The 22,133-nt window shown below is 68.3% G+C and carries 22 protein-coding genes; 9 read left to right on the top strand and 13 right to left on the bottom strand.

Going from position 1 to position 22,133, the window contains the following annotated elements; genetic code table 11:
* Nucleotides 1–49 precede the first annotated feature (49 nt).
* Both metW and metX read right to left on the bottom strand, forming a co-directional pair.
* The gene (gene metW / locus ASG30_RS07210) at nucleotides 50–634 is read right to left on the bottom strand and encodes a methionine biosynthesis protein MetW (RefSeq protein WP_055894414.1); all 585 of its coding nucleotides are present in this window, start codon (nucleotides 632–634) and stop codon (nucleotides 50–52) included.
* Entirely contained in the window at nucleotides 631–1,761 is a 1,131-nt protein-coding gene (metX, locus tag ASG30_RS07205) for a homoserine O-succinyltransferase MetX (protein WP_055894411.1), read from the bottom strand. Before metX ends, metW begins: the two co-directional genes overlap by 4 nt.
* A gap of 252 nt (nucleotides 1,762–2,013) precedes the next feature.
* Here metX and ASG30_RS07200 point away from each other — a divergent pair, with 252 nt between their 5' ends.
* The 4 genes from ASG30_RS07200 (at nucleotide 2,014) to ASG30_RS07185 (ending at nucleotide 4,819) form a co-directional block, all read left to right on the top strand.
* Nucleotides 2,014–3,216, top strand: a complete 1,203-nt coding sequence (locus ASG30_RS07200) for an ammonium transporter (RefSeq protein ID WP_055894409.1) — start codon at nucleotides 2,014–2,016, stop codon at nucleotides 3,214–3,216.
* A gap of 70 nt (nucleotides 3,217–3,286) precedes the next feature.
* Nucleotides 3,287–3,856, top strand: a complete 570-nt coding sequence (locus tag ASG30_RS07195; protein WP_055894407.1) for a sigma-70 family RNA polymerase sigma factor — start codon at nucleotides 3,287–3,289, stop codon at nucleotides 3,854–3,856.
* Complete coding sequence (locus tag ASG30_RS07190; protein ID WP_055894405.1) at nucleotides 3,853–4,089, top strand: zf-HC2 domain-containing protein; 237 nt, start codon at nucleotides 3,853–3,855, stop codon at nucleotides 4,087–4,089. The genes ASG30_RS07195 and ASG30_RS07190 overlap by 4 nt, the downstream gene beginning before the upstream one ends.
* Before the next feature lie 223 nt (nucleotides 4,090–4,312).
* Nucleotides 4,313–4,819 carry an RNA recognition motif domain-containing protein gene (locus tag ASG30_RS07185; RefSeq protein ID WP_055894403.1) on the top strand — a complete coding sequence of 169 codons (507 nt, stop codon included), beginning with the start codon at nucleotides 4,313–4,315 and terminating at the stop codon, nucleotides 4,817–4,819.
* Nucleotides 4,820–4,950: 131 nt separating this feature from the next.
* On the opposite strand, the gene ASG30_RS07180 is transcribed toward ASG30_RS07185, so the two are convergent.
* Genes ASG30_RS07180 through ASG30_RS07165 form a run of 4 tightly spaced genes read right to left on the bottom strand, consistent with a single transcriptional unit; the run spans nucleotide 4,951 to nucleotide 7,973 of the window.
* Nucleotides 4,951–5,727 (bottom strand): SDR family oxidoreductase, encoded by a 777-nt coding sequence (locus ASG30_RS07180; protein ID WP_055894401.1) that lies wholly within the window; start codon nucleotides 5,725–5,727, stop codon nucleotides 4,951–4,953.
* Complete coding sequence (gene lptC, locus ASG30_RS07175; protein WP_082521943.1) at nucleotides 5,727–6,368, bottom strand: LPS export ABC transporter periplasmic protein LptC; 642 nt, start codon at nucleotides 6,366–6,368, stop codon at nucleotides 5,727–5,729. Before lptC ends, ASG30_RS07180 begins: the two co-directional genes overlap by 1 nt.
* Nucleotides 6,369–6,426: 58 nt before the next feature.
* Entirely contained in the window at nucleotides 6,427–6,975 is a 549-nt protein-coding gene (locus tag ASG30_RS07170) for a KdsC family phosphatase (RefSeq protein ID WP_200947265.1), read from the bottom strand.
* Nucleotides 6,976–6,977: 2 nt separating this feature from the next.
* The gene (locus tag ASG30_RS07165) at nucleotides 6,978–7,973 is read right to left on the bottom strand and encodes a KpsF/GutQ family sugar-phosphate isomerase (protein WP_055894399.1); all 996 of its coding nucleotides are present in this window, start codon (nucleotides 7,971–7,973) and stop codon (nucleotides 6,978–6,980) included.
* A 36-nt stretch (nucleotides 7,974–8,009) separates the two neighbouring features.
* On the opposite strand from ASG30_RS07165, the gene ASG30_RS07160 reads away from it, so the two are divergent.
* Nucleotides 8,010–9,998: a cation:proton antiporter domain-containing protein gene (locus ASG30_RS07160; RefSeq protein ID WP_055894397.1), complete on the top strand. Its 1,989-nt coding sequence runs from the start codon at nucleotides 8,010–8,012 to the stop codon at nucleotides 9,996–9,998.
* On the opposite strand, the gene ASG30_RS07155 is transcribed toward ASG30_RS07160, so the two are convergent.
* The 6 genes from ASG30_RS07155 to rpmH all read right to left on the bottom strand — a co-directional run bounded on the left by ASG30_RS07155 (nucleotide 9,995) and on the right by rpmH (nucleotide 14,898).
* Nucleotides 9,995–10,687, bottom strand: coding sequence for a hypothetical protein (locus ASG30_RS07155; protein WP_082521942.1), 693 nt, complete (start codon nucleotides 10,685–10,687; stop codon nucleotides 9,995–9,997). The two genes, ASG30_RS07160 and ASG30_RS07155, sit on opposite strands and share 4 nt — an antisense overlap.
* Before the next feature lie 130 nt (nucleotides 10,688–10,817).
* On the bottom strand, nucleotides 10,818–12,197 hold the full coding sequence (gene mnmE / locus ASG30_RS07150) for a tRNA uridine-5-carboxymethylaminomethyl(34) synthesis GTPase MnmE (protein ID WP_055894394.1): 1,380 nt from the start codon (nucleotides 12,195–12,197) through the stop codon (nucleotides 10,818–10,820).
* 116 nt (nucleotides 12,198–12,313) lie between these two features.
* On the bottom strand, nucleotides 12,314–14,032 hold the full coding sequence (gene yidC, locus ASG30_RS07145) for a membrane protein insertase YidC (protein WP_055894392.1): 1,719 nt from the start codon (nucleotides 14,030–14,032) through the stop codon (nucleotides 12,314–12,316).
* Entirely contained in the window at nucleotides 14,029–14,301 is a 273-nt protein-coding gene (gene yidD, locus ASG30_RS07140) for a membrane protein insertion efficiency factor YidD (RefSeq protein ID WP_055894390.1), read from the bottom strand. Before yidD ends, yidC begins: the two co-directional genes overlap by 4 nt.
* Nucleotides 14,298–14,714 carry a ribonuclease P protein component gene (locus ASG30_RS07135; protein ID WP_055894388.1) on the bottom strand — a complete coding sequence of 139 codons (417 nt, stop codon included), beginning with the start codon at nucleotides 14,712–14,714 and terminating at the stop codon, nucleotides 14,298–14,300. Before ASG30_RS07135 ends, yidD begins: the two co-directional genes overlap by 4 nt.
* 49 nt (nucleotides 14,715–14,763) lie before the next feature.
* Nucleotides 14,764–14,898: a 50S ribosomal protein L34 gene (gene rpmH / locus ASG30_RS07130; RefSeq protein WP_027101598.1), complete on the bottom strand. Its 135-nt coding sequence runs from the start codon at nucleotides 14,896–14,898 to the stop codon at nucleotides 14,764–14,766.
* 188 nt (nucleotides 14,899–15,086) lie between these two features.
* On the opposite strand from rpmH, the gene dnaA reads away from it, so the two are divergent.
* The 3 genes from dnaA to gyrB all read left to right on the top strand — a co-directional run bounded on the left by dnaA (nucleotide 15,087) and on the right by gyrB (nucleotide 20,531).
* Nucleotides 15,087–16,499, top strand: coding sequence for a chromosomal replication initiator protein DnaA (gene dnaA, locus ASG30_RS07125; RefSeq protein ID WP_082521941.1), 1,413 nt, complete (start codon nucleotides 15,087–15,089; stop codon nucleotides 16,497–16,499).
* Nucleotides 16,500–16,747: 248 nt separating this feature from the next.
* Nucleotides 16,748–17,854: a DNA polymerase III subunit beta gene (gene dnaN, locus ASG30_RS07120; RefSeq protein WP_055894386.1), complete on the top strand. Its 1,107-nt coding sequence runs from the start codon at nucleotides 16,748–16,750 to the stop codon at nucleotides 17,852–17,854.
* Between the two features lie 79 nt (nucleotides 17,855–17,933).
* Complete coding sequence (gene gyrB / locus ASG30_RS07115) at nucleotides 17,934–20,531, top strand: DNA topoisomerase (ATP-hydrolyzing) subunit B (RefSeq protein ID WP_055894383.1); 2,598 nt, start codon at nucleotides 17,934–17,936, stop codon at nucleotides 20,529–20,531.
* Nucleotides 20,532–20,609: 78 nt separating this feature from the next.
* On the opposite strand, the gene ASG30_RS07110 is transcribed toward gyrB, so the two are convergent.
* Nucleotides 20,610–21,335 (bottom strand): phospholipase D family protein, encoded by a 726-nt coding sequence (locus tag ASG30_RS07110; RefSeq protein ID WP_055894381.1) that lies wholly within the window; start codon nucleotides 21,333–21,335, stop codon nucleotides 20,610–20,612.
* A 144-nt stretch (nucleotides 21,336–21,479) separates the two neighbouring features.
* Here ASG30_RS07110 and ASG30_RS07105 point away from each other — a divergent pair, with 144 nt between their 5' ends.
* Nucleotides 21,480–22,061 carry an NnrU family protein gene (locus ASG30_RS07105; RefSeq protein ID WP_055894379.1) on the top strand — a complete coding sequence of 194 codons (582 nt, stop codon included), beginning with the start codon at nucleotides 21,480–21,482 and terminating at the stop codon, nucleotides 22,059–22,061.
* The last annotated feature ends 72 nt before the right edge of the window (nucleotides 22,062–22,133 follow it).

Genomic DNA, 22,133 nt, shown 5'->3' with positions numbered 1-22,133 from the left:
TCTTTCCTGTGCGGATCGGGAGGCTGTGATCCCGAGCCGCCATGCTACATCAGCCCCGCTCGAACTTGAAGACCGCCGTGCCCGCCATCAGGTTGGGCAGGCGGCGCACCTCGCGGCCTTCCTGCAGGCCGAAGGCATCGAGGATGGCCAGGCGGTTGCGCGTGGCCAGCACCTCGAAATCCTTGAACGTGCCCACACGGATGTTGGGCGTGTCGTACCACTGGTAGGGCAGCCGCTTGGTCACCGGCATGCGCCCGCGCACGATCGACAGCCGGTTGGGCCAGTGCGCGAAGTTGGGGAAGGCCACGATGCCCAGCTTGCCCACGCGGGCCGTCTCGCGCAGCATGGTCTCGGCATTGCGCAGGTGCTGCAGCGTGTCGATCTGCAGCACCACGTCGAAGCTGTCGTCGCCGAACATCGACAGGCCCTCGTCCAGGTTGAGCTGGATGACGTCGACGCCGCGCCGCACGCAGGCCAGCACGTTGTCGTCGGCGATCTCGATCCCGTAACCGGAGCAGCCGTGCTCGCGGCGCAGCAGGTCCAGCAGCGCGCCGTCGCCGCAGCCCAGGTCGAGCACGCGGGAGCCGGGCGGCACCAGCCGGGCGATGCTCTGCAGGGTGGCGCGATCGCTCATCGGCCGAACTCCGCAGCGATCCGGTCAAACCAGGCGCGCACCACCGACAGGTAGCGCGGGTCCTCCAGCAGGAAGGCGTCGTGGCCGTGCGGCGCGTCGATCTCGGCGTAGCTGCAGGTGCGGTGGTTGTCCAGCAGGGCCTTGACGATCTCGCGGCTGCGGTGCGGCGAGAAGCGCCAGTCGGTGGTGAAGCTCACCAGCAGGAAGCGCGCGGTGGCGGCGGCCAGCGCCTTGGACAGGCTGCCGTCGTGGCGCGAAGCCGGGTCGAAGTAGTCCAGCGCGCGCGTGATCAGCAGGTAGGTGTTGGCGTCGAAGTACTCGCTGAACTTGTCGCCCTGGTAGCGCAGGTAGCTCTCGATCTGGAACTCGATGTCCTGCGTCGTGTAGCGGAAGTCCAGGCCGCTGCGCAACTGCCGCCCGAAACGCTCGTTCATCACGTCGTCGGACAGGTAGGTGATGTGGCCGATCATGCGGGCGATGCGCAGCCCGCGTTGCGGCACCACGCCGTGCTGGTAGAAGTGGCCGCCGTGGAAGTCGGGGTCGGTGACGATGGCGCGCCGCGCCACCTCGTTGAAGGCGATGTTCTCCGCCGTCAGGTTGGGCGCGCTGGCGATCACCGCCGCGTGCCGCACGCGCTGCGGGTACTGCAGCGTCCACGACAGCGCCTGCATCCCGCCCAGGCTGCCGCCCATGACGGCGGCCAGCTGCTCGATGCCCAGGCCATCGAGCAGGCGCGCCTGCGCATCGACCCAGTCCTCCACTGTGACGACCGGGAAGTCGGCGCCGTACACGCGCCCGGTGTCGGGGTTCAGGTGCATGGGCCCGGTGGAGCCGAAGCAGGAGCCCAGGTTGTTGACGCCGATGACGAAGAAGCGGTCGGTGTCGACCGGCTTGCCGGGACCGATCATGGTGTCCCACCAGCCTTCGGAGCGATCCTGGCCCGCGTAGACGCCGGCCACGTGGTGCGACGCGTTCAGCGCGTGGCAGACCAGCACCGCGTTGCTGCGGTCGGCGTTGAGGCTGCCGTAGGTCTCGTAGGCCAGGTCGTAGCCGCGCACCGTGGCCCCGCTGCGAAGCGGCAGCGGCGGCTCGAAATGCATGGACTTCGGTTCGGCGATCAGCGTCATGCGAAAAAAGAAAACCCGGCGTCGCTAAACACGAGGCCGGGTGGTCGGGCTTCGTCTTTAGCTGTATTTGTTGAGCGCCCGCAAGCGGAAGCAAATCGGCGCTGTTGGCGGAAAAGTATATCAACCGAGGCCCAGCCTGGCCGCCGCCCGGGCGCACCCTTCTGGCGCGCTTATTGCTTGGCTTTGGTGCGTCGCGCCGGAAGACGGCCGCCACGCACCAGAACAACGCAAATTTCATCCAAAGAGGGATTCATGGAAGCACTCAAACAGGGCTCGGACGCCTTGTTCATCCTGCTCGGCGCCATCCTGGTGCTGGCCATGCACGCCGGCTTCGCGTTCCTGGAGCTGGGGACCGTGCGCAAGAAGAACCAGGTCAACGCCCTGGTCAAGATCCTGGTGGATTTCTCGGTGTCCACCGTCGCCTACTTCCTGGTCGGCTACACGGTGGCTTACGGCACCAGCTTCTTCGTGGGCGCCGAGCAGCTGGCGGCACGCAACGGCTACGAGCTAGTGAAGTTCTTCTTCCTGCTCACGTTCGCGGCGGCGATCCCGGCCATCATCTCCGGCGGCATCGCGGAGCGCGCGCGCTTCGGGCCGCAGCTGATCGCCACCGCGGTCATCGTGGGGCTGGTGTACCCGGTGTTCGAGGGCATCGCCTGGAACCGCGCCTTCGGCGTGCAGGACTGGATCAAGGCCACCACCGGCGAGGACTTCCACGACTTCGCCGGCTCCATCGTGGTCCACGCGGTCGGCGGCTGGCTGGCGCTGCCGGCGGTGCTGCTGCTGGGGGCCCGCAGCAACCGCTACCGCAAGGACGGCGCGGTGTCGGCCCATCCGCCGTCCAACATCCCCTTCCTGGCGCTGGGCGCCTGGATCCTCACCGTCGGCTGGTTCGGCTTCAATGTGATGAGCGCGCAGACCGTGGACAAGATCTCCGGCCTGGTGGCGGTCAATTCGCTGATGGCGATGGTGGGCGGCACGCTGGCCGCGCTGGCCCTGGGCCGCAACGACCCCGGCTTCGTGCACAACGGCCCGCTGGCCGGGCTGGTGGCGGTGTGCGCCGGGTCGGACCTGATGCATCCGCTGGGCGCGCTGGTGGTGGGCGCGGTGGCCGGCGCCATCTTCGTGGCCATGTTCACCGTCGCCCAGAACCGCTGGAAGATCGACGACGTGCTGGGCGTGTGGCCGCTGCACGGCCTGTGCGGGCTGTGGGGCGGGCTGGCGGCGGGCCTCTTCGGCAGCAAGGCCCTGGGCGGGCTGGGCGGCGTGAGCTTCGCCGCGCAGGCGCTGGGCAGCGCGGTGGGCGTGGTCTGGGCGCTGCTGTGCGGCTTCGGGGTGTACGGCGTGCTGAAGGCGACGGTCGGCCTGCGGTTGTCGCAGGAGGAGGAGCACGAAGGCGCCGACCTGGCCATCCACCGCATCGGCTCGACGCCCGAGCGCGAAGCGACCTGGTAGCGGCGCGAAGGCAATCGCGGCAACGGAGCCTGGGCTAGGATGGCCCAGCCGTCGACGCCCAGACCTGCCCATGTCGTTCGAGATCCAAGTGGCCGAACACCGCAGCTACCTGCTGCGCTACGCGAGGCTGCAGCTTCGCAACGACGCCTGGGCCGAGGACGCGGTCTCCGAGACCCTGCTGGCCGCGCTGTCGCGGCCGCAGTCGTTCGGGCAGCGATCGCAGCTGAGGACCTGGCTGGTCGGGATCCTGCGGCACAAGCTGGTCGATGCCCTGCGCAGCCGCCGGCGCGAGGTGGCGCTGCCGGACGGCGGCGCGGACGGCGACGGCAGCGAGGAGCTGGACGCGCTGCTGTTCAAGGCCGACGGCCATTTCGCCGCGCCGCCGGCCGACTGGGGCGACCCCGAGCGCGCCTTGTCCTCGCGCCAGTTCCTGGCGGTGCTGGAGGCCTGCACCGAGAAGCTGCCGCCCGGCATGGCGCGCGTGTTCATGATGCGCGAGTGGCTCGAACTCTCCGCCGAGGAGATCTGTAAGGAGCTCGCGCTCACCCCGACCAACCTGTACGTCCAGCTGCACCGTGCGCGCCTGCGCCTGCGCGAATGCCTGGAGCTCAACTGGTTTGCCACCCGCCCCGCCCCATGATGCTTCGCCGCACCTGCAAGGAAGCCGCCGCGCTGCTGGTGGCGCGCCAGGACCGCGCCCTGCCGATGGCCGACCGGATCGCCCTGCGCCTGCACCTGGCGGCCTGCGAGGCGTGCCCCAGGTTCGAGCATCAGCTCCAACTGATGCGCGCCGCGTTCGGCTGCTGGCGCCACCAGGTGGCCGAAGGCGAGGGCGGCGGCGAGGACCCGCGCGGCCTTCGCACGGATCAGTAGCGGCCGCGCCGGCGCGCGATCGCGCCCGTGCCGATCGACGCCGGGCGCGCCCCGGGAGCAATCCCCTTGCGCCCCCCTCGGCTATCTGCTTCATAATGCCCTGACGTGGTCCTTGCATGGGGCCGCGCGGTATGCGGTGAAAAGGTCTTGCGCTTGGCGCTCGGTTTGATGCGTTTTCGGGACTCCATCGCTCTGGTCAATGTTTATCTAGGAGTCCCTTTCAATGGGCAACAAACTCTACGTGGGCAACCTGCCCTACTCGGTGCGCGATAGCGACCTGGAACAGGCCTTCGGCCAGTTCGGCGCGGTCACCAGCGCCAAGGTCATGATGGAGCGCGACACCGGCCGCTCCAAAGGCTTCGGCTTCGTCGAAATGGGCAGCGATGCCGAGGCGCAAGCCGCGATCACCGGCATGAACGGCCAGCCCCTGGGCGGCCGCAGCGTCGTCGTCAACGAAGCGCGTCCGATGGAACAGCGCCCGCGCGGCTACGGCGGCAGCGGCGGTGGTGGCGGCGGCTACGGTGGTGGTGGCGGCGGCGGCGGCTACGGCGGTGGTGGCGGCGGCTACGGCGGCGGCGGTGGCCGCAGCGGTGGTGGCGGCGGCGGCTACGGCGGTGGCGGCGGTAGCCGCAGCGGCGGTGGTGGCGGCGGTGGCGGTGACGGCGGCTTCCGCAGCCCGTACGGCTCCGGCCCGCGCGGCGGCAACCGCGGCGGCGGCAGCAGCTACTGAGCATTGGTCGGCTGAGGGCGCTACACCAGAGCCGCACTTCAGCCAGCCTGCGAACGAGGGCTCCTTCGGGAGCCCTTTTTTCTTGCCTGGCCGGTTCCGAATGACGAGATGCCGCCCGGGCGGCGGGCGGCCTACTGGCCCTGGCGGTGCTTGCGCGGCCGCCCGGCGAGCAGGCGGTCGTACAACGCGTTGGGCAGCATGCGCAGCAGCTTGGCCACCACGCCCATCTGCCAGGGGATCACGCGGTAGCTGCTCCCGCGTTCGATCGCGCGGAAGGCCCGGTCGGCGAAGACCTCCGCCGGCAGCCGGAAAGGCATGCCGTAGCGGTTCTGCCGCGTGAGCGGCGTGTCCACGTACCCCGGGCTGATCGTCACCACCTTCACGCTGGCCGGTCGCAGCTCGCCGCGCAGGCACTCGCAGTAGCTGATGACCGCGGCCTTGCTCGCGCAGTACGCCCCGTGCCCCGGCAGCCCACGGATGCCGGCCACGCTGGCGATGCCCACCAGCGTCCCCGAGCGGCGCGCCGTCATCGCCGCGAGGAAGGGATGGAAGGTGGCGGCCAGCCCCACGTTGTTGGTGGCGTAGGTCCGCGCGATCACGTCCAGGTCTTCGCGGCAGGCGGTGTCGACGCCGATGCTGATGCCGGCGTTGGCGATCACCACGTCGGGGACGCCCTGCTCGTCCAGGCAGCGCCGGCCGGCCGCGACGATGCTGTCGATGTCCGCCACGTCGGCGCCATAGACCGCATAGCTCGCGGAATCCAGGCCCTGCTGCGCCGCCCAGGCCTGGATCTCGCCGGTGCGGCGCGCCGCCAGCGCCAGCCGCCAGCCGGCCTGGTGGTAGCGCCGGGCCAGTGCCTGGCCGATGCCGCTGGAAGCCCCGGTGATGAAGACGAGCGGTCCGGCCATCAGGGCGCGGGCTGCGGCATCAGCGTGCCGCGGACGCGTCCGCGCAGGTCCATCACGCGGTCGAGGTTGTCGTACTCGAGGGTGTCGGCGGTGAAGCGGTCGTTGCCGCGGATCAGCGTGACCGGCTTGTGCGAGCGCACCTTCTCGGTGTTGAGGAAGGCGTGCAGGAACTCGCCGCGGAATTCCATGCGCGGCGCATCCGTGCCCGGCGGCGGCGTGCGCGTGACGACCGCATCGCCGATCAGCTGCGCCTCCGAGCCGTCGCCGTTGCTGATGGCGCGCCGCGCGGTGGCGACCGTGAGCGCCCCGCTCTCGTCATAGGACAGGATGCGCGCGCGGTCGATCTCCAGCGTGTCGGTGTCGGGGTAGTGCCGCGCCTCGGTGCCGAACACCTCGCTCTTGAGTCGGCCGCCCGGCTCGAAGGTCTTCACCGAGAAGTTGCGCATGAAGTAGTCGGGTTCGTGGCTGGGGGGCCTCCGGTTCTCCGGCCCGCCCAGCAGCGAAGGCGTGTTGCTCGCCAGCCAGTAGGTGCCCAGCGCCATCACGCCCATGAGGATCACGGGCAGGTAGATGGCCGCGCGGTCCCAGGCGCGGCGCGCCCAGCGCCAGGCCCGGCCCCAGGGCAGGGCGGCGGTGCTCACTGGACAACCTCCGCGCTGCGCACTGCGGTGCGAGCCGCTTCGGGCGGCCGGGCGCGGCTCATGCGTAGCGCTCCAGCAGCTGCGAATAGCGGCCGCAGGCCACCAGCAGCAGGTCGCAGAACTCGCGCGCAGCGCCGTGTCCGCCCGCGGCAGTGGTGACGTAGGCCGCCGCGGCCCTGACCTCCGCATGCGCATTGGCCGGCGCCGCCGCGAAGCCGCAGCGGCGCAGCACCGGCAGGTCGGGCCAGTCGTCGCCGATGGCCGCGGCCTGGGCCCAGTCCAGGCCCAGCGCGGCCAGCGTCTTCCGAGCGGCCGGCGCCTTGTCTTCGGTGCCGTAGTGAACGTTCGTCACGCCCAGCGCCGCCAGGCGCGCGCGCAGCGGCTTCGAGTCGCGGCCGGTGATCACCACCGGCGTGATGCCGCCTTCCTGCAGCAGCTTGAGCCCCAGGCCGTCGAGGATGTGGAAGCGCTTGAGCATCTCGCCTTCGGCCGACAGGTACAGGCCGCCATCGGTGAGCACCCCGTCCACGTCGAAGAAGGCCACCCGGATGCCCTGGGCGGCCAACAGCAGTTCGGGGGGAAAGTTCAGCGCAGGGCTCGGGGCCACGTTCAGATCACCTTGGCGCGCATCAGGTCGTTGCTGTTCACCACGCCGCACAGCAGGCCCTGCTCGTCGAGCACCAGCACGCTGGTGATGCGGTGTTCCTCCATCAGTTCGGCGGCCTCCACCGCCAGCGCGTCGCGCCGCACCGTGCGTGGATCGCGGTGCATGACCTCGCGGGCCTTGACCGCGCGCAGGTCCACGCCCTTCTCGATCAGCCGGCGCAGGTCGCCGTCGGTGAAGATGCCCAGCACGCGCCGCCCCTCGTCGACGATGGCCGAGGCGCCCAGGCCCTTGACGCTCATCTCGCGCATCAGGTCCGGGAACGCCGTGTCCGGGGCGACCCGCGGGACGGCCTCGCCGGCGCGCATGACGTCGGCGACATGCGTCAGCAAGCGGCGGCCGAGCGCGCCGCCCGGGTGCGAGCGGGCGAAGTCCTCGGTGCGGAAACCGCGCGCATCCAGCAGCGCCACCGCCAGCGCGTCACCCAGCGCAAGTTGCGCCGTGGTGCTCGCCGTGGGCGCCAGCTGCAACGGGCAGGCCTCCTTCTCGACGCCGCTGTCCAGCAGGATGTCGGCGTGCTGGGCCAGGGTGGACCTGGGGTTGCCGGTCATCGCGACCAGCGTGACGCCCAATCGCTTGATCACCGGCAGCAGGCTGGTGAGCTCGTCGACCTCGCCGCTGTTGGAGATGGCCAGCACCAGGTCGACGGCCTTGATCATGCCCAGGTCGCCGTGGCTGGCCTCGGCCGGGTGCACGAACATCGCCGGCGTGCCGGTGGAGGCCAGCGTGGCGGCGACCTTGCGGCCGATGTGGCCGCTCTTGCCCATGCCCATCACGACCACGCGGCCGCGAACATCCAGCATGGCCTGCACGGCGCGGATGAAGGCCTCGCCGGTGCGGCGCTTGAGGCCCAGCACGGCGGCGGCTTCGATGTCGAACGTCTCCTGGGCCAGGCGCAGCACCTGGGCGGAATCGAACGCGGGGGCGGAACCGGTGGACATGCGGGGGATTCTAGGTGTCCAGTTAGCATCGGATGGATGTCCACCCTTGAACTGACGCTGGTGTACCTGCTGGCCGCCGTGCTCGGGGTGGTGGCCTGCCGCTCGCTCAAGCTGCCCCCGATGCTGGGCTACCTGGTGGCGGGCGTGCTGATCGGTCCCAACGCCCTGGCCCTGGGCGAGAACTCCGGCGCGGTGCGCTACCTCGGCGAGTTCGGCGTGGTGTTCCTGATGTTCGTCATCGGGCTGGAGTTCAACCTGCACAAGCTGCGCGCCATGCGCGGCCACGTGTTCGGGCTGGGCCTGTTCCAGGTGATGCTGACGATCATCATCGGCACCGCCGGCAGCCTGGTGCTTTCCCAGCTGCTGCCGCAGTTCTGGCGGATGAACTGGCAGACCGCGCTGGCCCTGTCCGGCGCGCTGGCCATGAGCAGCACCGCCATCGTCGTCAAGCTGATGGCCGACCGGCTGGAGCTGGAGTCCGAGCACGGCAAGCGCGTGGTGGGCGTGCTGCTGTTCCAGGACCTGGCGGTGGTGCCGCTGCTGGTGATCATCCCCGCGCTGGGCAGCAAGCCCGAGTCCATGCTGATGGCCCTCGGCGTGGCCACGCTGAAGGCCGCGGCCCTGATCGCGCTGCTGCTGATGGGTGGGCAGAAGCTGATGCGCTGGTGGCTGACGATCGTGGCGCGGCGCAAGAGCGAGGAGCTTTTCGTCCTCAACCTGCTGATGATCACGCTGGGCCTGGCGTGGATGACCGAGCACGCCGGCCTGTCGCTGGCGCTGGGCGCCTTCATCGCCGGCATGCTGATCTCGGAGACCGAATTCAAGCACCAGGTGGAGACCGACATCCGGCCCTTCCACGACGTGCTGCTGGGTCTGTTCTTCATCAGCATCGGGATGATGCTCGACTGGCGGCTGGTGGCCGAGCGCTGGGTCCTGGTGCTGGTGCTGCTGGTGGTGCCGGTGCTGTTCAAGCTCGCGCTGGTGACGCTGCTGGCCTGGCAACTGGGCGCCACGGCCGGCGTGTCGCTGCGCACCGGCCTCTACCTGGCGCAGGCCGGCGAGTTCGGTTTCGTGCTGCTGACGCTGGCCGGCCAGAACTCGCTGGTGCCGCCGGCCATGCTCAACCCCATCCTGGCCAGCATGGTGCTGTCGATGCTGGCGACGCCCTTCATCATCATGTACAGCAACCGGGTGGTGATGAAGCTGGTGGCCAGCGAATGGCTGCAGCAGTCGCTGCAGATGACCACCATCGCGCGCCGCTCGATCAACGCCAACCGCCACGTGATCATCTGCGGCTACGGCCGCTGCGGCCAGAACATGGCGCGGGTGCTGGAGCAGCAGGGCATCCCCTACATGGCGCTGGACCTGGACCCGGACCGTGTGCGGCAGGCCGCGGCCGCCGGCGACTCGGTGGTGTTCGGCGACGCGGCGCGGCTGCAGTCGCTCATCGCCGCCGGCCTCGCACGGGCCAGCGCCGTGGTCGTCACCTACCTCGACGTGGCCGCCGCGCTCAAGGTGCTGGCCAACGTGCGCGCCCACGCGCCGCAGGTGCCGGTGATCGTGCGCACGCAGGACGACCACGACCTGGAGAAGCTGCAGGCCGCGGGGGCCACCGAAGTCGTGCCCGAGGCGCTGGAAGGTTCACTGATGCTGGCCAGCCATGCGCTGGCCCTGGTGGGCGTGCCGATGCGCCGGGTGATCCGCATCGTGCAGGACCAGCGCGACGCCCGCTACAACCTGCTGCGCGGCTACTTCCACGGCGCCGACGACGACACGGTGGACGAGCTGCAGCAGGAGCGCCTGGCCACGCTCACCCTGCCGGTGGGCGCGCGCTCGGTCGGCCGGCACCTGGGCCACTTCGCGCTGCATGCGATGGGCGTGCGCGTGGTCAGCCTGCGCCGCGCGGACGGCAAGACGGCAACGGTGGACCAGGACGATCCGCTGCTGGCCGGCGGCGACACGCTGGTGCTGTCGGGGCGGCCGGAGAACCTGGCCACCGCGGAAGAGCGGCTGCTGTCGGGCTAGCGCAGGTCGCCGTGCTGCGACGTGCTCAGGCCCGGCGGACGCAGTTCCGTGTCCTCGAAGCCGGTGAGCAGCGTGTAGCTCTGCGGACCCTGGACGGCGGCGCCGTCGAACGCGCGGGCGCGCGGACGGTCGGCGCCGCCCGTGGCCAAGGCCTGCTTGAACGCGGCCAGTTCCTGCGCGAGCAGCGGGTCGGCCTCGGCCTGGGTGGGCTTGGTCCCGGCGCGCGGCGCCGTGGCACCGGTCGGGCCCGACCGGGTCGGTTGGGGGGCGGCGGTGGCCGTTGCAGACGGCGCAGGGGCCACCCGGGCGCCGCCAGCCGCGGGCGCCTCCCGCCAATACACCGCCTTCACCACGATGTCGTGCCGGGACTTGGCGGCCTGGGCCATCGCGGTTTCGATGCGGGCCAGGGCCGCCGTGTCGCCACCCGGCGCGCCGGTCAGGTCCACCATCACCAGGAATTGGCGGCCGCGGCCGTCGAGCGAAAGCACCTTGAAGCGGTAGCCGGAGGACAGCACACCGGCGTTCACCATCGCGTCGCGCACCACGGCGTAGAGCTGTTCGCGGCGGGCGGTGCGCTCCGACTTGCGATCGGCCGCGAGCGGCGGCGGGCGGGTGGAGTTCAGCAGGGAACTCGGCGGCGACGTCTCGGCCGCTTGCGGCTTGCGCGACAACCAACTCAACAGGGACATGAACACCTTTCCGTGCACCGCCGGCCATGGGCGACTCCCGGGGCAGTGTAGCCAGCGGTTGAGTTGGGCGACCGCGCCGGGACGACGCGCGGTGGGCGCCGGCGCCGGAACGGTCGCGCCGGGCCGCCTGTTACTTCCCGATGCAGAAGCTCGAGAAGATCACCCCGAGCAGGTCGTCCGCGCTGAACTCGCCGGTGATCTCGTTGAGCGCGTTCTGCGCCAGGCGCAGCTCCTCGGCCAGCAGGTCCAGCGCCGGCGCTTCGCCCGCCAGATGCGCGTCGGCCTCGGCCAGGTGCGCATCGACCCGCCGCAGCGCCTGCAGGTGGCGTTCGCGCGCGATGTACACGCCCTCGGACGTGGCCTGCCAGCCGGCCAGCTCGAGCAGGCGGCGGCGCAGGTCCTGCAGGCCATCGCCGGTGCGGGCCGAAAGGCGCAGGCCTTCGGCGGGCACCTGCGCCGTATCCACCGCATCGGCCTTGTTCCACAGCTGCAGCACCGTCAGCGACGCCGGCACGCGCTCGCGCAGCTGCTGCTGAAGGACTTCGTCCGCGGCCTGGTAGGCCGCCTCGCCCGCGCGGGTCAGGTCGTGCAGGAACAGCACCGCGTCGGCCTGCGCGATCTGGCCCCAGGCGCGTTCGATGCCGATGCGCTCCACCACGTCCTGGCTCTCGCGCAGGCCGGCCGTGTCGACCACGTGCACGGGCACGCCCTCGATCTGGATGGTCTGGCTGACCACGTCGCGCGTGGTGCCGGGGATGGGCGTGACGATGGCCAGCTCCGCGCCGGCCAGCGCATTGAGCAGCGAGCTCTTGCCGGCATTGGGCTGGCCGGCGATCACCACCTTGATGCCCTCGCGCAGCAGCGCCCCCTGGCGCGCGCGCCGCAGCACGGCGGCCAGCGTTTCCTGCAGGCGGGTGAGCTGGCCCTGCGCGTCGGCCTGCCGCAGGAAGTCGATCTCCTCCTCGGGGAAGTCGAGCGTGGCCTCCACCAGCATGCGCAGGTGCACCAGCGCGTCGCGCAGCTGGTGGACTTCACGCGAGAACTCGCCGGCCAGCGAGCGGCTGGCGCTTCGCGCGGCAGCCTCGGTGCTGGCGTCGATCAGGTCGGCGATGGCCTCGGCCTGGGCCAGGTCGATCTTGTCGTTCAGGAAGGCGCGCCGAGTGAACTCGCCCGGTTCTGCAAGGCGCAGGCCCATCGCGGCGCCGGCCTCCAGGCAGCGCGCCAGCAGCAGCTGCAGCACCACCGGCCCGCCGTGTGCCTGCAGCTCCAGCACGTCTTCGCCCGTGTAGGAATGCGGGGCAGGGAAATGGATCGCCAGGCCCTGGTCGATCGGCGACCCATCGGCGGCGCGAAAGGGCAGGTAGGTCGCCTCGCGCGGCCGCAGCGGCCGGCCGCAGAGGGCGTCGATCACCGGCTGCACCGAGCGCGCCGAGACGCGCACGATGCCCACGGCGCCGCGCCCGGGGGCGGTGGCGATGGCGGCGATGGGCTGGTCTTCGCGGGCGAACATCGTGGCGATTCTCTTCCGTCATTCCCGCGGCGGCGGGAATCCAGGGCTTCCACAAAACAGAAAGGGCCGCTCACGCGGCCCTTTCCTTGGGTCCCCCGCCTCCGCGGGGACGACCATCAGGTCGCCTTCTTGCCGAACTTCGGCAGGTTGAACTCCGGCGGCACGCCCATGCGGGTGTTGATCAGCCACTGCTGCGCGATCGACAGCACGTTGTTGGTGATCCAGTAAAGCACCAGGCCGGCCGGGAAGAAGAAGAACATGACCGAGAACGCCAGCGGCATGTACCACATCAGCTTGGCCTGCATCGGGTCCGGCGGCACCGGGTTGAGCGCGGTCTGCAGCAGCGTGGTGAGCGCCATCACCACCGGCAGGATGAAGAACGGATCGGGCGAGGACAGGTCGCGGATCCAGCCGATCCAGGGCGCGTTGCGCATCTCCACGCTGGCCAGCAGCACCCAGTAGAGCGCGATGAACACCGGGATCTGGACCATGATGGGGAAGCAGCCGCCCAGCGGGTTGACCTTCTCCTCGCGGTAGATGCGCATCATCTCCTGCTGCATCTGCTGCGGGTTGTCCTTGTAGCGCTCGCGCATCTGCATCACGCGCGGGTTGATGGCCTTCATCTTGGCCATGCTCTCGTAGCCCTTGGCCTGCAGCCAGTAGAAGGCGATCTTGATCACCAGCACCAGCGCCATGATCGACCAGCCCCAGTTGCCGATGAACGAGTGCAGCTTGTCCAGCAGCCAGTAGAGCGGCTTGGCCAGGATGGTGAGCCAGCCGTAGTCCTTCACCAGGTCCAGGCCCGGGGCGACCTGCTCGAGCATCTTCTCGGCCTGCGGGCCCGCGAAGAACTTGGCTTCCACCGCCTTGGTGGCGCCCGGGGCGACCGATTCCAGCGGCGCGATCAGGCCGGTGGCGTACAGGTTGTTGTCCACCTTGCGCATGAACAGCTCGCGCTTGATGCCATCGGGCAGGATCCACGCGCTGGCGAAGTAGTGCTGCACCATGGCCACGTAGCCGGTGGTGGACTCCTTCTGGATGTCGACCTTGTTCTTCTCGATGTCGCTGAAATCCACCTTCTGGAACTTCTGCTCGGCCGTGAAGGCCGCCGGGCCGGTGAAGGTGGAATAGAAGGACGACTCGTTGGGCAGCGGGTTGCCGTCGCGCACCAGCTGCAGGTACAGCTGCGGCGCCACCGGCGCGCTGCCGGTGTTGATGGTCTCGTGCCGCACCGCCACGTCGTACTGGCCGCGCTTCAAGGTGTAGGCCTTGACCAGCTTGACGCCGTTCTTCTCGGGCGATTCGAAGCGCACCGTGACCTCGTTGGCGCCGGACTTGAGCTCACGCTCGCCGCTGACGGTCATCACGGTCTTGTGGTTGGGGAAGTCGCCGCCGATCAGGCCGGACTGCGCCACGTACACGCGCTGGGGCGATTCCTCCAGCAGCACGAAGGTGCTGGTGCCCTTCTCGGTGGTGGAGTCGGCGTGCACCTTGAGGAATTCGGTGCGCACGATCGAGCCGCCTTCGCTGTCGAAGGTGACACGCAGCAGGTCGGTGGTGACCGTGAAGCGCTCGCGCGGCGTGGCCGTGGGCGCGGCGGGCGTGGGTGCGCCGCCCGGCGGGACGGCCGCCGTCCCCGCGGGGGCGGTCGCGGCCGGCGTGGGCACCGCCGCGGGCGTGCTGGCCGGGCCCTGCGGCGCCTTCGCGGTGGCCGCAGGCTTGGCCTGCGGGAAGAACGTGGCCTGGCGGCCGTTGTGCACCTGCCACTGGTCCCACAGCAGGACCAGGGAGAAACCGAAGACCACCCAGAGGATGGTGCGGCGAATGTCGTTCATGAAGTCTTCTTCTGCGAAGGCGTGGGGACCAGGCGGCGGAACAGCGCCGGCGGCTCGGCCGGCACTTCGTCGATGCCGCCGTGGCACCAGGGATGGCAGCGCGCGATGCGCGCCACCGTGAGGTAGCTGCCGGCCGCGGCGCCATGCCGCTGCAGCGCGTCCAGCGCGTAGGCCGAACAGGTGGGGAAGAAGCGGCAGGACGAGCCCAGCCAGGGCGACAGCAGCAGCCGGTAGCCGCGCACCAGGCCGATGAGGGCGGCGCGGATCATGCCCGCGCCCCGGCGAACAGGCGCTCGAGCTCCGCCCGCACGGCCTGCTTGAGCTCGGGCGAGGTGGCGCTGAGGAACCGGGTGCGGTCGAAGCCAGCGCGCAGCCGCACCACGTGGACGGCGGCGGGCAGGCGTGCTTCGAAATCCAGGCTCACGGTGTAGATCTGGCGCTTGATGGCGTTGCGGGTGACGGCGCGTCGGGCCCAGCGCTTGGGAACGATCGCGCCCAGCCAGGGTTCCGCCTGAACAGCAAACAGGGCCGCGGATCTTTCGGATCCCGGCCCTGTGGAGGAGCCTTGTTCGACGGGGGGCGGAAATCCGGCGCGGTGCAGCGCGAAATGCTCGGTGCGGGACACCGTCGCGCCGCCGGCCATGACGGCCTCGAACTGCGCCCGGGTCTTCAGCCGCTGCACTTGCCTGACCGTGCCGAGGCCGGCCGCGCCCGTCTCGCCGGTCGGGGCTTCAGACGGCCAGGCGCTTGCGGCCCTTGGCACGGCGCGCGTTGATCACGGCACGGCCGCCGCGGGTCTTCATGCGGACCAGGAAGCCGTGGGTGCGTGCGCGGCGCACTTTGGAAGGTTGGTAGGTGCGTTTCATGGTTCTGCTCGGTGCGGGGAAAACCCGCGATTATCTGCCAATCCGAGGACCCCGGCAAGAAAAGGGGTAGCCGCACGGCCCCGGGCCCCGGCTCTGCAATAGCGGAAACCCGATGTGGATAACGTCTTCATAAACTACAATGGGCCGTTTCCGCAAACGACAACTATCCACAGAGGCGGCAAACCGAGATGAGCGAGGGGTATGGCAACAGCCTGGCCGCAGGCGCGTCCATGAACGGGGGAGGCGGGCTGTGGCAGGCGTGCGTCGACCAGTTGGCGCAGGAGCTGCCCGAGCAGCAGTTCAACACCTGGATCAAGCCCCTCGTGGCCCGGGTCACGGACGATTTCTCCAAGGTCACGTTGTTCGTGGCCAACCGCTTCAAGCTCGACTGGGTCCGCGCCCAGTACGCCGGCCGCATCGCCGCCACGCTGGAGAAGCTCTACGGCCAACCGGTGCAGCTTGAGTTAGCGCTCGCTCAGCGTGAAAGCCCTGCCAAGCCTTACATCGCGGCGACGGCTCCGGAGATTCCCCCGACGCCCGAACCGGCCGACCTGGTCGAAGACAACGGCGCCGGCCTGTTCAAGAACCGCCTCAACACGGCCCTGACCTTCGACACGCTGGTCGAGGGAACGGCCAACCGGATGGCCCGCGCCGCCGCCATGCACGTGTCCGGCACGCCCGGCCAGCTCTACAACCCGCTCTTCATCTATGGGGGCGTCGGCCTGGGCAAAACCCACCTGGTCCACGCCGTCGGCAACAAACTGCTGGCCGACCGGCCGGGGTCGAAAGTTCTCTACATCCACGCGGAGCAATTCGTCTCCGATGTGGTTAAGGCCTACCAGCGCAAGACGTTCGACGAGTTCAAGGACAAGTACCACTCGCTGGACCTGCTGCTCATCGATGACGTGCAGTTCTTCGCCAACAAGGACCGCACCCAGGAGGAGTTCTTCAACGCCTTCGAGGCCCTGCTGGCCAAGAAGAGCCACATCGTGATGACGTCGGACACCTACCCCAAGGGGCTGGCCGACATCCACGAGCGCCTGGTCTCCCGCTTCGATTCCGGCCTGACGGTGGCCATCGAGCCGCCGGAGCTGGAGATGCGCGTGGCCATCCTGATCAACAAGGCCCGCTCCGAGAACTCCGAGATGCCGGAGGAGGTGGCCTTCTTCGTCGCCAAGAACGTGCGCTCCAACGTCCGGGAGCTCGAAGGCGCGCTGCGCAAGATCCTGGCCTACAGCCGGTTCAACCAGAAGGAAATCTCCATCGCGCTGGCCCGCGAGGCGCTGCGCGACCTGCTGTCCATCCAGAACCGGCAGATCAGCGTGGAGAACATCCAGAAGACGGTGGCCGACTACTACAAGATCAAGGTCGCCGACATGTACTCCAAGAAGCGGCCGGCCTCGATCGCCCGGCCGCGGCAGATCGCCATGTACCTGGCCAAGGAGCTGACCCAGAAAAGCCTGCCGGAGATCGGCGAGCTGTTCGGCGGCCGCGACCACACCACCGTGCTGCATGCGGTGCGCAAGATCGCCTCGGAGCGCCAGACGGTCACCGAGTTGAACCAGCAGCTGCACGTGCTGGAACAGACGCTGAAGGGATGAACCTGGTCCCGAACAACCCTGTGGAGCGTTCCGGCACAACCCGGCAGTTGTCCACAGGGGCGGCCGGAACGCCTGAGTTGTCCCTGTTGGCGCGACAGCTCGGAAGCACCCCCGCCCACACCCTTCGAACGCTGGCAAGTGCTTGATGAAAAAGGGGAAAATGCGCTTGTCCACAAAGCGGCACGTCCCTTACCTAACTACTACTACCTTTTAAACAAGAAACTAAGAGAGAAGAGGAGAGGCTGAACATGATCGTCCTGAAGGCCACCCAAGACAAAGTGCTCTCGGTGCTCCAGTCGGTTGCGGGCATCGTGGAGCGGCGCCACACGCTGCCGATCCTGGCCAACGTGTTGATCCGCAAGACGGGCGGCCAGGTGCAGCTGACGACCAGCGACCTCGAGATCCAGATCCGCACCACGGCGGAGATGGACGGCGACGCCGGCAACTTCACCACCACGGTGGGCGCGCGCAAGCTGATCGACATCCTGCGCACCATGCCGGCCGACCAGACCGTCAGCCTCGAATCCAGCCAGAACAAGCTGGTGCTCAAGGGCGGCAAGAGCCGCTTCACCCTGCAGACCCTGCCGGCCGAGGACTTCCCGCTGGTGCAGGAAGCCGCCAGCTTCGGCCCGAAGTTCAGCGTGCCGCAGAAGACGCTCAAGGACCTCCTGGCCCAGGTGAGCTTCGCGATGGCGGTGCATGACATCCGCTACTACCTCAACGGCATCCTGTTCGTCGCCGAGGGCAAGCAGCTGTCGCTGGTGGCCACCGACGGCCACCGCCTGGCCTTCGCCAGCGCCACGCTGGACGTGGAAGTGCCCCGCCAGGAGGTGATCCTGCCGCGCAAGACCGTGCTGGAGATGCAGCGCCTCTTGTCCGACGCCGAGGGCGCCATCGAGATGCAGTTCGCCAGCAACCAGGCCAAGTTCTCGTTCGGCGGCATGGAGTTCGTCACCAAGCTGGTCGAAGGCAAGTTCCCCGACTACAACCGCGTCATCCCCAAGAACCACAAGAACCAGGTGACGCTGGGCCGCGCGCCGCTCTTGGCCAGCCTGCAGCGCACCGCCATCCTCACCAGCGAGAAGTTCAAGGGCGTGCGCCTGAACCTGGAGCCGGGCACCCTGCGCGTGGCCAGCAACAACGCCGAGCAGGAAGAGGCGATGGACGAGCTGGACATCGACTACGGCGGCGACGCCATCGAGATCGGCTTCAACGTCACCTACCTGATCGACGCGCTGGCCAACATGGACCAGGAGATGGTGAAGATGGAACTGGCCGACTCCAACAGCTCGGCCCTCATCACCAACCCCGAAGACGCCAACTTCAAGTACGTCGTGATGCCGATGCGCATCTGACGCCGGGCCGGCCCCGACACCCGACCAACCCGCCGAGAAGGCGGGTTTGGTCCTTCAAGAGATTCCGAAAAAGCGCTGTATGTCCGATACGAACCTCCCGACCCCCGGCGACGAACCGACCCCGCACCGCATCGACACCAACCAACCGGGTGCCTCCGACGGCTACGGCGAGGGCGCCATCCAGATCCTGGAAGGCCTGGAGGCGGTGCGCAAGCGCCCGGGCATGTACATCGGCGACACGTCCGACGGCACCGGCCTGCACCACCTGGTGTTCGAGGTGGTGGACAACTCCATCGACGAGGCCCTGGCTGGCCACTGCGACGACATCGTCGTGACCATCCACACCGACAACTCCATCAGCGTGGTGGACAACGGGCGCGGCATCCCCACCGGGATCAAGATGGACGACAAGCACGAGCCCAAGCGCTCGGCCGCCGAGATCGCCCTGACCGAGCTGCACGCCGGCGGCAAGTTCAACCAGAACAGCTACAAGGTCTCGGGCGGCCTGCACGGCGTGGGCGTGAGCTGCGTCAACGCCCTGTCGCAGATGCTGCGCCTGACGGTGCGCCGCGACGGCAAGGTGCACACCATGGAGTTCAGCAAGGGCGTGGTGCAGAACCCCATCGTGGAAAAGCGCGATGGCGTCGAAGTGCGTCCCATGCAGATCCTGGGCGACACCGACAAGCGCGGAACCGAGGTGCACTTCCTGCCGGACACCGAGATCTTCCGCGAGAACTTCGACTTCCACTACGAGATCCTGTCCAAGCGGCTGCGCGAGCTCTCGTTCCTGAACAACGGCGTCAACGTCAAGCTGGTCGACGAGCGTTCGGGGAAGAGCGACGACTTCTCCGGCGCCGGTGGCGTCAAGGGCTTCGTCGACTTCATCAACAAGGGCAAGACCGTCCTGCACCCCAACGCCTTCCACTCGGTGGGCGAGAAGAACAGCGACCAGGGCACGACCATCGGCGTCGAAGTCGCGATGCAGTGGAACAGCGGCTACAACGAGCAGGTCCTCTGCTTCACCAACAACATCCCGCAGCGCGACGGCGGCACGCACCTCACCGGCCTGCGCGCGGCGATGACGCGCATCATCAACAAGTACATCGAAGAGAACGAGCTGGCCAAGAAGGCCAAGGTGGAGATCACCGGCGACGACATGCGCGAAGGCCTCACCTGCGTGCTGAGCGTCAAGGTGCCCGAGCCCAAGTTCTCCAGCCAGACCAAGGACAAGCTGGTCTCCAGCGAGGTGCGCGGCCCGGTCGAGGACGTGGTGGCCAACAAGCTGTCCGACTACCTGCAGGAGCGGCCCAACGACGCCAAGATCATCGTCGGCAAGATCATCGAAGCTGCGCGCGCGCGCGAAGCCGCCCGCAAGGCGCGCGAGATGACGCGGCGCAAGGGCGTGCTGGACGGCATGGGCCTGCCCGGCAAGCTGGCCGACTGCCAGGAGAAGGATCCCGCGATGTGCGAGATCTACATCGTGGAGGGCGACTCCGCCGGCGGCAGCGCCAAGCAGGGCCGCGACCGGAAGTTCCAGGCCATCCTGCCGCTGCGCGGCAAGATCCTGAACGTGGAGAAGGCGCGCTACGAGAAGCTGCTGACCAGCAATGAGATCCTGACGCTGATCACCGCGCTGGGCACCGGCATCGGCAAGGCGGGCACGGTCAACTCCAACGGCAAGGGCGACACCGACGACTTCAACGTCGCCAAGCTGCGCTACCACCGCATCATCATCATGACCGACGCGGACGTGGACGGTGCGCACATCCGCACGCTGCTGCTCACGTTCTTCTACCGCCAGATGCCCGAGCTGGTGGAGCGTGGCCACATCTACATCGCGCAGCCGCCGCTCTACAAGGTCAAGGCCGGCAAGGAGGAGCTGTACCTCAAGGACGGCTCCGAGCTCGACAGCTTCCTGCTGCGCATCGCCCTCAACGGCGCAAGCGTCTTCACCGGCGGCGGCAACCCGACCACCATCAACGGCGAGACGCTGGCCGAGCTGGCGCGCAAGCACCAGGTGGCCGAGCAGGTGATCCACCGCCTGGCCAACTACATGGACGCCGAGGCCCTGCGCGCCCTTGCCGACGGCGTGCGCCTGAACCTGGACACCGTGCCCGACGCCGAAGCCAGCGCCGTCGCCCTGCAGGCCAAGCTGCAGGAGATCGACCGCGTCACCAATGCGGCGCCCGCCGAAGTGGCCGGCGAGTTCGACGCCCGCACCGACAAGCCCATCCTGCGCATCAGCCGCCGGCACCACGGCAACGTGAAGTCCAGCGTCATCACGCAGGACTTCGTGCACGGCGCCGACTACAAGGCCCTGGCCGACGCCGCCGACACCTTCCGCGGCCTGCTGCACGAAGGCGCCAAGGCGATGCGCGGCGAAGGCGAGCGTGCCAAAGAAGAAAAGGTCGGCGACTTCCGCCAGGCCATGCGCTGGCTCATCTCCGAAGCCGAGCGCGCCACCTCACGCCAGCGCTACAAGGGCCTGGGCGAGATGAACCCCGAGCAGCTGTGGGAAACCACCATGGACCCCAACGTGCGCCGCCTGCTGAGGGTGCAGATCGAGGACGCGATCGAAGCGGACAAGGTGTTCACGATGCTGATGGGGGACGAGGTGGAGCCGCGCAGGGACTTCATCGAGTCGAATGCTTTGAGGGCGGCGAATATCGACGTTTGAAGGGTCGGTCCGGTCCGACCTGATGGTGCCGGACGAACTCAAGTTGGCTGTGATGAAGCGAAGCCCACTCTGGGACAACTAGTCGAGCGCTGTGTCTTCTGGCCAGAGGAAGTAAGGGCCGAAGCGAGACTTGGCGACAAACTCGACACCGGCCAGCTGGCCCTTGGTGGTGACCACGTGGCGGTCACCTTCCAGCGCCAAGTAGCCAGCAGCCATCGCGCGTTCGAGGAGCTGAGGTGTTTTCCAGCCGTGCTTCTGTGCAAGTTTTGAGGACGGGAGTTTGTCGGTAGACGCGACGTCGCCCTCTGAGCCCGCCTCTGCCGGCACTTCCGCGCGTGCCTCTGGAGTACCAGAAGTGACGCGCTCCATGGTGATCCGCACTTCATCGCTGATTCGAATGATGCGCTGCGCTTCTTCGTAGGCGTCTTTGTATAGTTGCGCGTCTTCGCTGCGCTCGATCAGAACACCCATTTCGTTGTTGTTCACTTGGCTGAATTCATAGAGATTCAAGCTGGTCACGATACAGAGCGACTCGCTCAAGTAGCACTTGGCGTGCAGGTTCTTGCAGAAGCTGGTTCGCACGTAGGTGAGGCCGCGGAGCCACTCGATTTCTTGGGGCTGCAGTTCGCTTTTTCCATAGACGATGCGAACATCGATCTTCAGCCGATTCTTGTCTGCCAGCAGTTCCTTCATGCGGTCGTTCAACTTCAAGAACGGGCTGATCAGGATCAACCGGTCAGTGGCGGTCTTGATCAAGTCTTCGAGAAAGTAGTTGGTCGCACTCGTGTTCAGAAATTTGGCCATGGTCGTTTCGTTCTCATAGACCGCGCCATTCTGCAGCACAGCAGCAGAGCGGAATCACCGCAAACCATGCGTCGATCGGGCGAAGCTGCATAGCTTGGACACGCTAGGGGGCACAATCCGTCCGCAACCTCATGAGGTAAAGCGATGGCATTCCTGCTTCTAGGCCTGGTCCTGTTTCTCGGCGCCCATTCGACGCGAATCGTCGCCGAAGGCTGGCGCGCACGAACCATCGGCTCGAAAGGCGAGAAGGTCTACAAAGGCCTCTACGCCCTCATCTCCATCCTCGGCTTCGCCCTCGTCATCTGGGGCTACGGCCTGGCCCGCCATAGCCCCGTGGTGCTGTGGAACCCGCCCCGCGGCATGAACCACCTGGCCGCGCTCCTGATGCTGTTCTCGTTCGTGTTGCTGGTCGCTACCTACGTGCCGCGCAACGCGATCAAGGCGAAGCTGCACCATCCGATGGTGTTGAGCGTGAAGGTCTGGGCCCTGGCTCACCTGATCGCCAACGGCACGCTGGCGGACGTGGTGCTGTTCGGGGCCTTCCTGGTCTGGGCGGTTCTCAGTTTCCGCGCGGCGCGGCAGAGGGACCGCGCGGGCAACGTGCAGTACGCGCCGGGCACGGCCAAGGGGACGGGCATCACGGTGGTCGTGGGCCTGGTGCTCTACGCGGTGTTCGCCATGTGGTTGCATGGCGTGTTGATCGGGGTGAGGCCGTTCGGGGGGTGAGGCCCCGCAGTGCCGGAGAGGGAAGCTCTGGATTCCCGCCTTCGCGGGAATGACGGGAGTGGAGTGCGCGGC

This window comes from Ramlibacter sp. Leaf400 (assembly GCF_001424545.1).
GTDB lineage: Bacteria > Pseudomonadota > Gammaproteobacteria > Burkholderiales > Burkholderiaceae_C > Ramlibacter.
Note: the sequence above shows the minus strand (reverse complement) of the source record. Positions and strands in the feature narration are given on the sequence as shown.

What these genes read in the sequence shown, in the direction of transcription:
- ASG30_RS07155 (WP_082521942.1), bottom strand. Translation starts at nt 10,687, where the DNA reads ATGTCCCTGTTGAGTTGGTTGTCGCGCAAGCCGCAAGCGGCCGAGACG.
- metX (WP_055894411.1), bottom strand. Translation starts at nt 1,761, where the DNA reads ATGACGCTGATCGCCGAACCGAAGTCCATGCATTTCGAGCCGCCGCTG.
- ASG30_RS07200 (WP_055894409.1), top strand. Translation starts at nt 2,014, where the DNA reads ATGGAAGCACTCAAACAGGGCTCGGACGCCTTGTTCATCCTGCTCGGC.
- ASG30_RS07185 (WP_055894403.1), top strand. Translation starts at nt 4,313, where the DNA reads ATGGGCAACAAACTCTACGTGGGCAACCTGCCCTACTCGGTGCGCGAT.
- dnaA (WP_082521941.1), top strand. Translation starts at nt 15,087, where the DNA reads ATGAGCGAGGGGTATGGCAACAGCCTGGCCGCAGGCGCGTCCATGAAC.
- gyrB (WP_055894383.1), top strand. Translation starts at nt 17,934, where the DNA reads ATGTCCGATACGAACCTCCCGACCCCCGGCGACGAACCGACCCCGCAC.
- ASG30_RS07160 (WP_055894397.1), top strand. Translation starts at nt 8,010, where the DNA reads ATGTCCACCCTTGAACTGACGCTGGTGTACCTGCTGGCCGCCGTGCTC.
- yidC (WP_055894392.1), bottom strand. Translation starts at nt 14,032, where the DNA reads ATGAACGACATTCGCCGCACCATCCTCTGGGTGGTCTTCGGTTTCTCC.
- ASG30_RS07110 (WP_055894381.1), bottom strand. Translation starts at nt 21,335, where the DNA reads ATGGCCAAATTTCTGAACACGAGTGCGACCAACTACTTTCTCGAAGAC.
- rpmH (WP_027101598.1), bottom strand. Translation starts at nt 14,898, where the DNA reads ATGAAACGCACCTACCAACCTTCCAAAGTGCGCCGCGCACGCACCCAC.
- ASG30_RS07180 (WP_055894401.1), bottom strand. Translation starts at nt 5,727, where the DNA reads ATGGCCGGACCGCTCGTCTTCATCACCGGGGCTTCCAGCGGCATCGGC.
- ASG30_RS07195 (WP_055894407.1), top strand. Translation starts at nt 3,287, where the DNA reads ATGTCGTTCGAGATCCAAGTGGCCGAACACCGCAGCTACCTGCTGCGC.
- mnmE (WP_055894394.1), bottom strand. Translation starts at nt 12,197, where the DNA reads ATGTTCGCCCGCGAAGACCAGCCCATCGCCGCCATCGCCACCGCCCCC.
- ASG30_RS07165 (WP_055894399.1), bottom strand. Translation starts at nt 7,973, where the DNA reads ATGTCCACCGGTTCCGCCCCCGCGTTCGATTCCGCCCAGGTGCTGCGC.
- dnaN (WP_055894386.1), top strand. Translation starts at nt 16,748, where the DNA reads ATGATCGTCCTGAAGGCCACCCAAGACAAAGTGCTCTCGGTGCTCCAG.
- metW (WP_055894414.1), bottom strand. Translation starts at nt 634, where the DNA reads ATGAGCGATCGCGCCACCCTGCAGAGCATCGCCCGGCTGGTGCCGCCC.
- ASG30_RS07190 (WP_055894405.1), top strand. Translation starts at nt 3,853, where the DNA reads ATGATGCTTCGCCGCACCTGCAAGGAAGCCGCCGCGCTGCTGGTGGCG.
- yidD (WP_055894390.1), bottom strand. Translation starts at nt 14,301, where the DNA reads ATGATCCGCGCCGCCCTCATCGGCCTGGTGCGCGGCTACCGGCTGCTG.
- ASG30_RS07105 (WP_055894379.1), top strand. Translation starts at nt 21,480, where the DNA reads ATGGCATTCCTGCTTCTAGGCCTGGTCCTGTTTCTCGGCGCCCATTCG.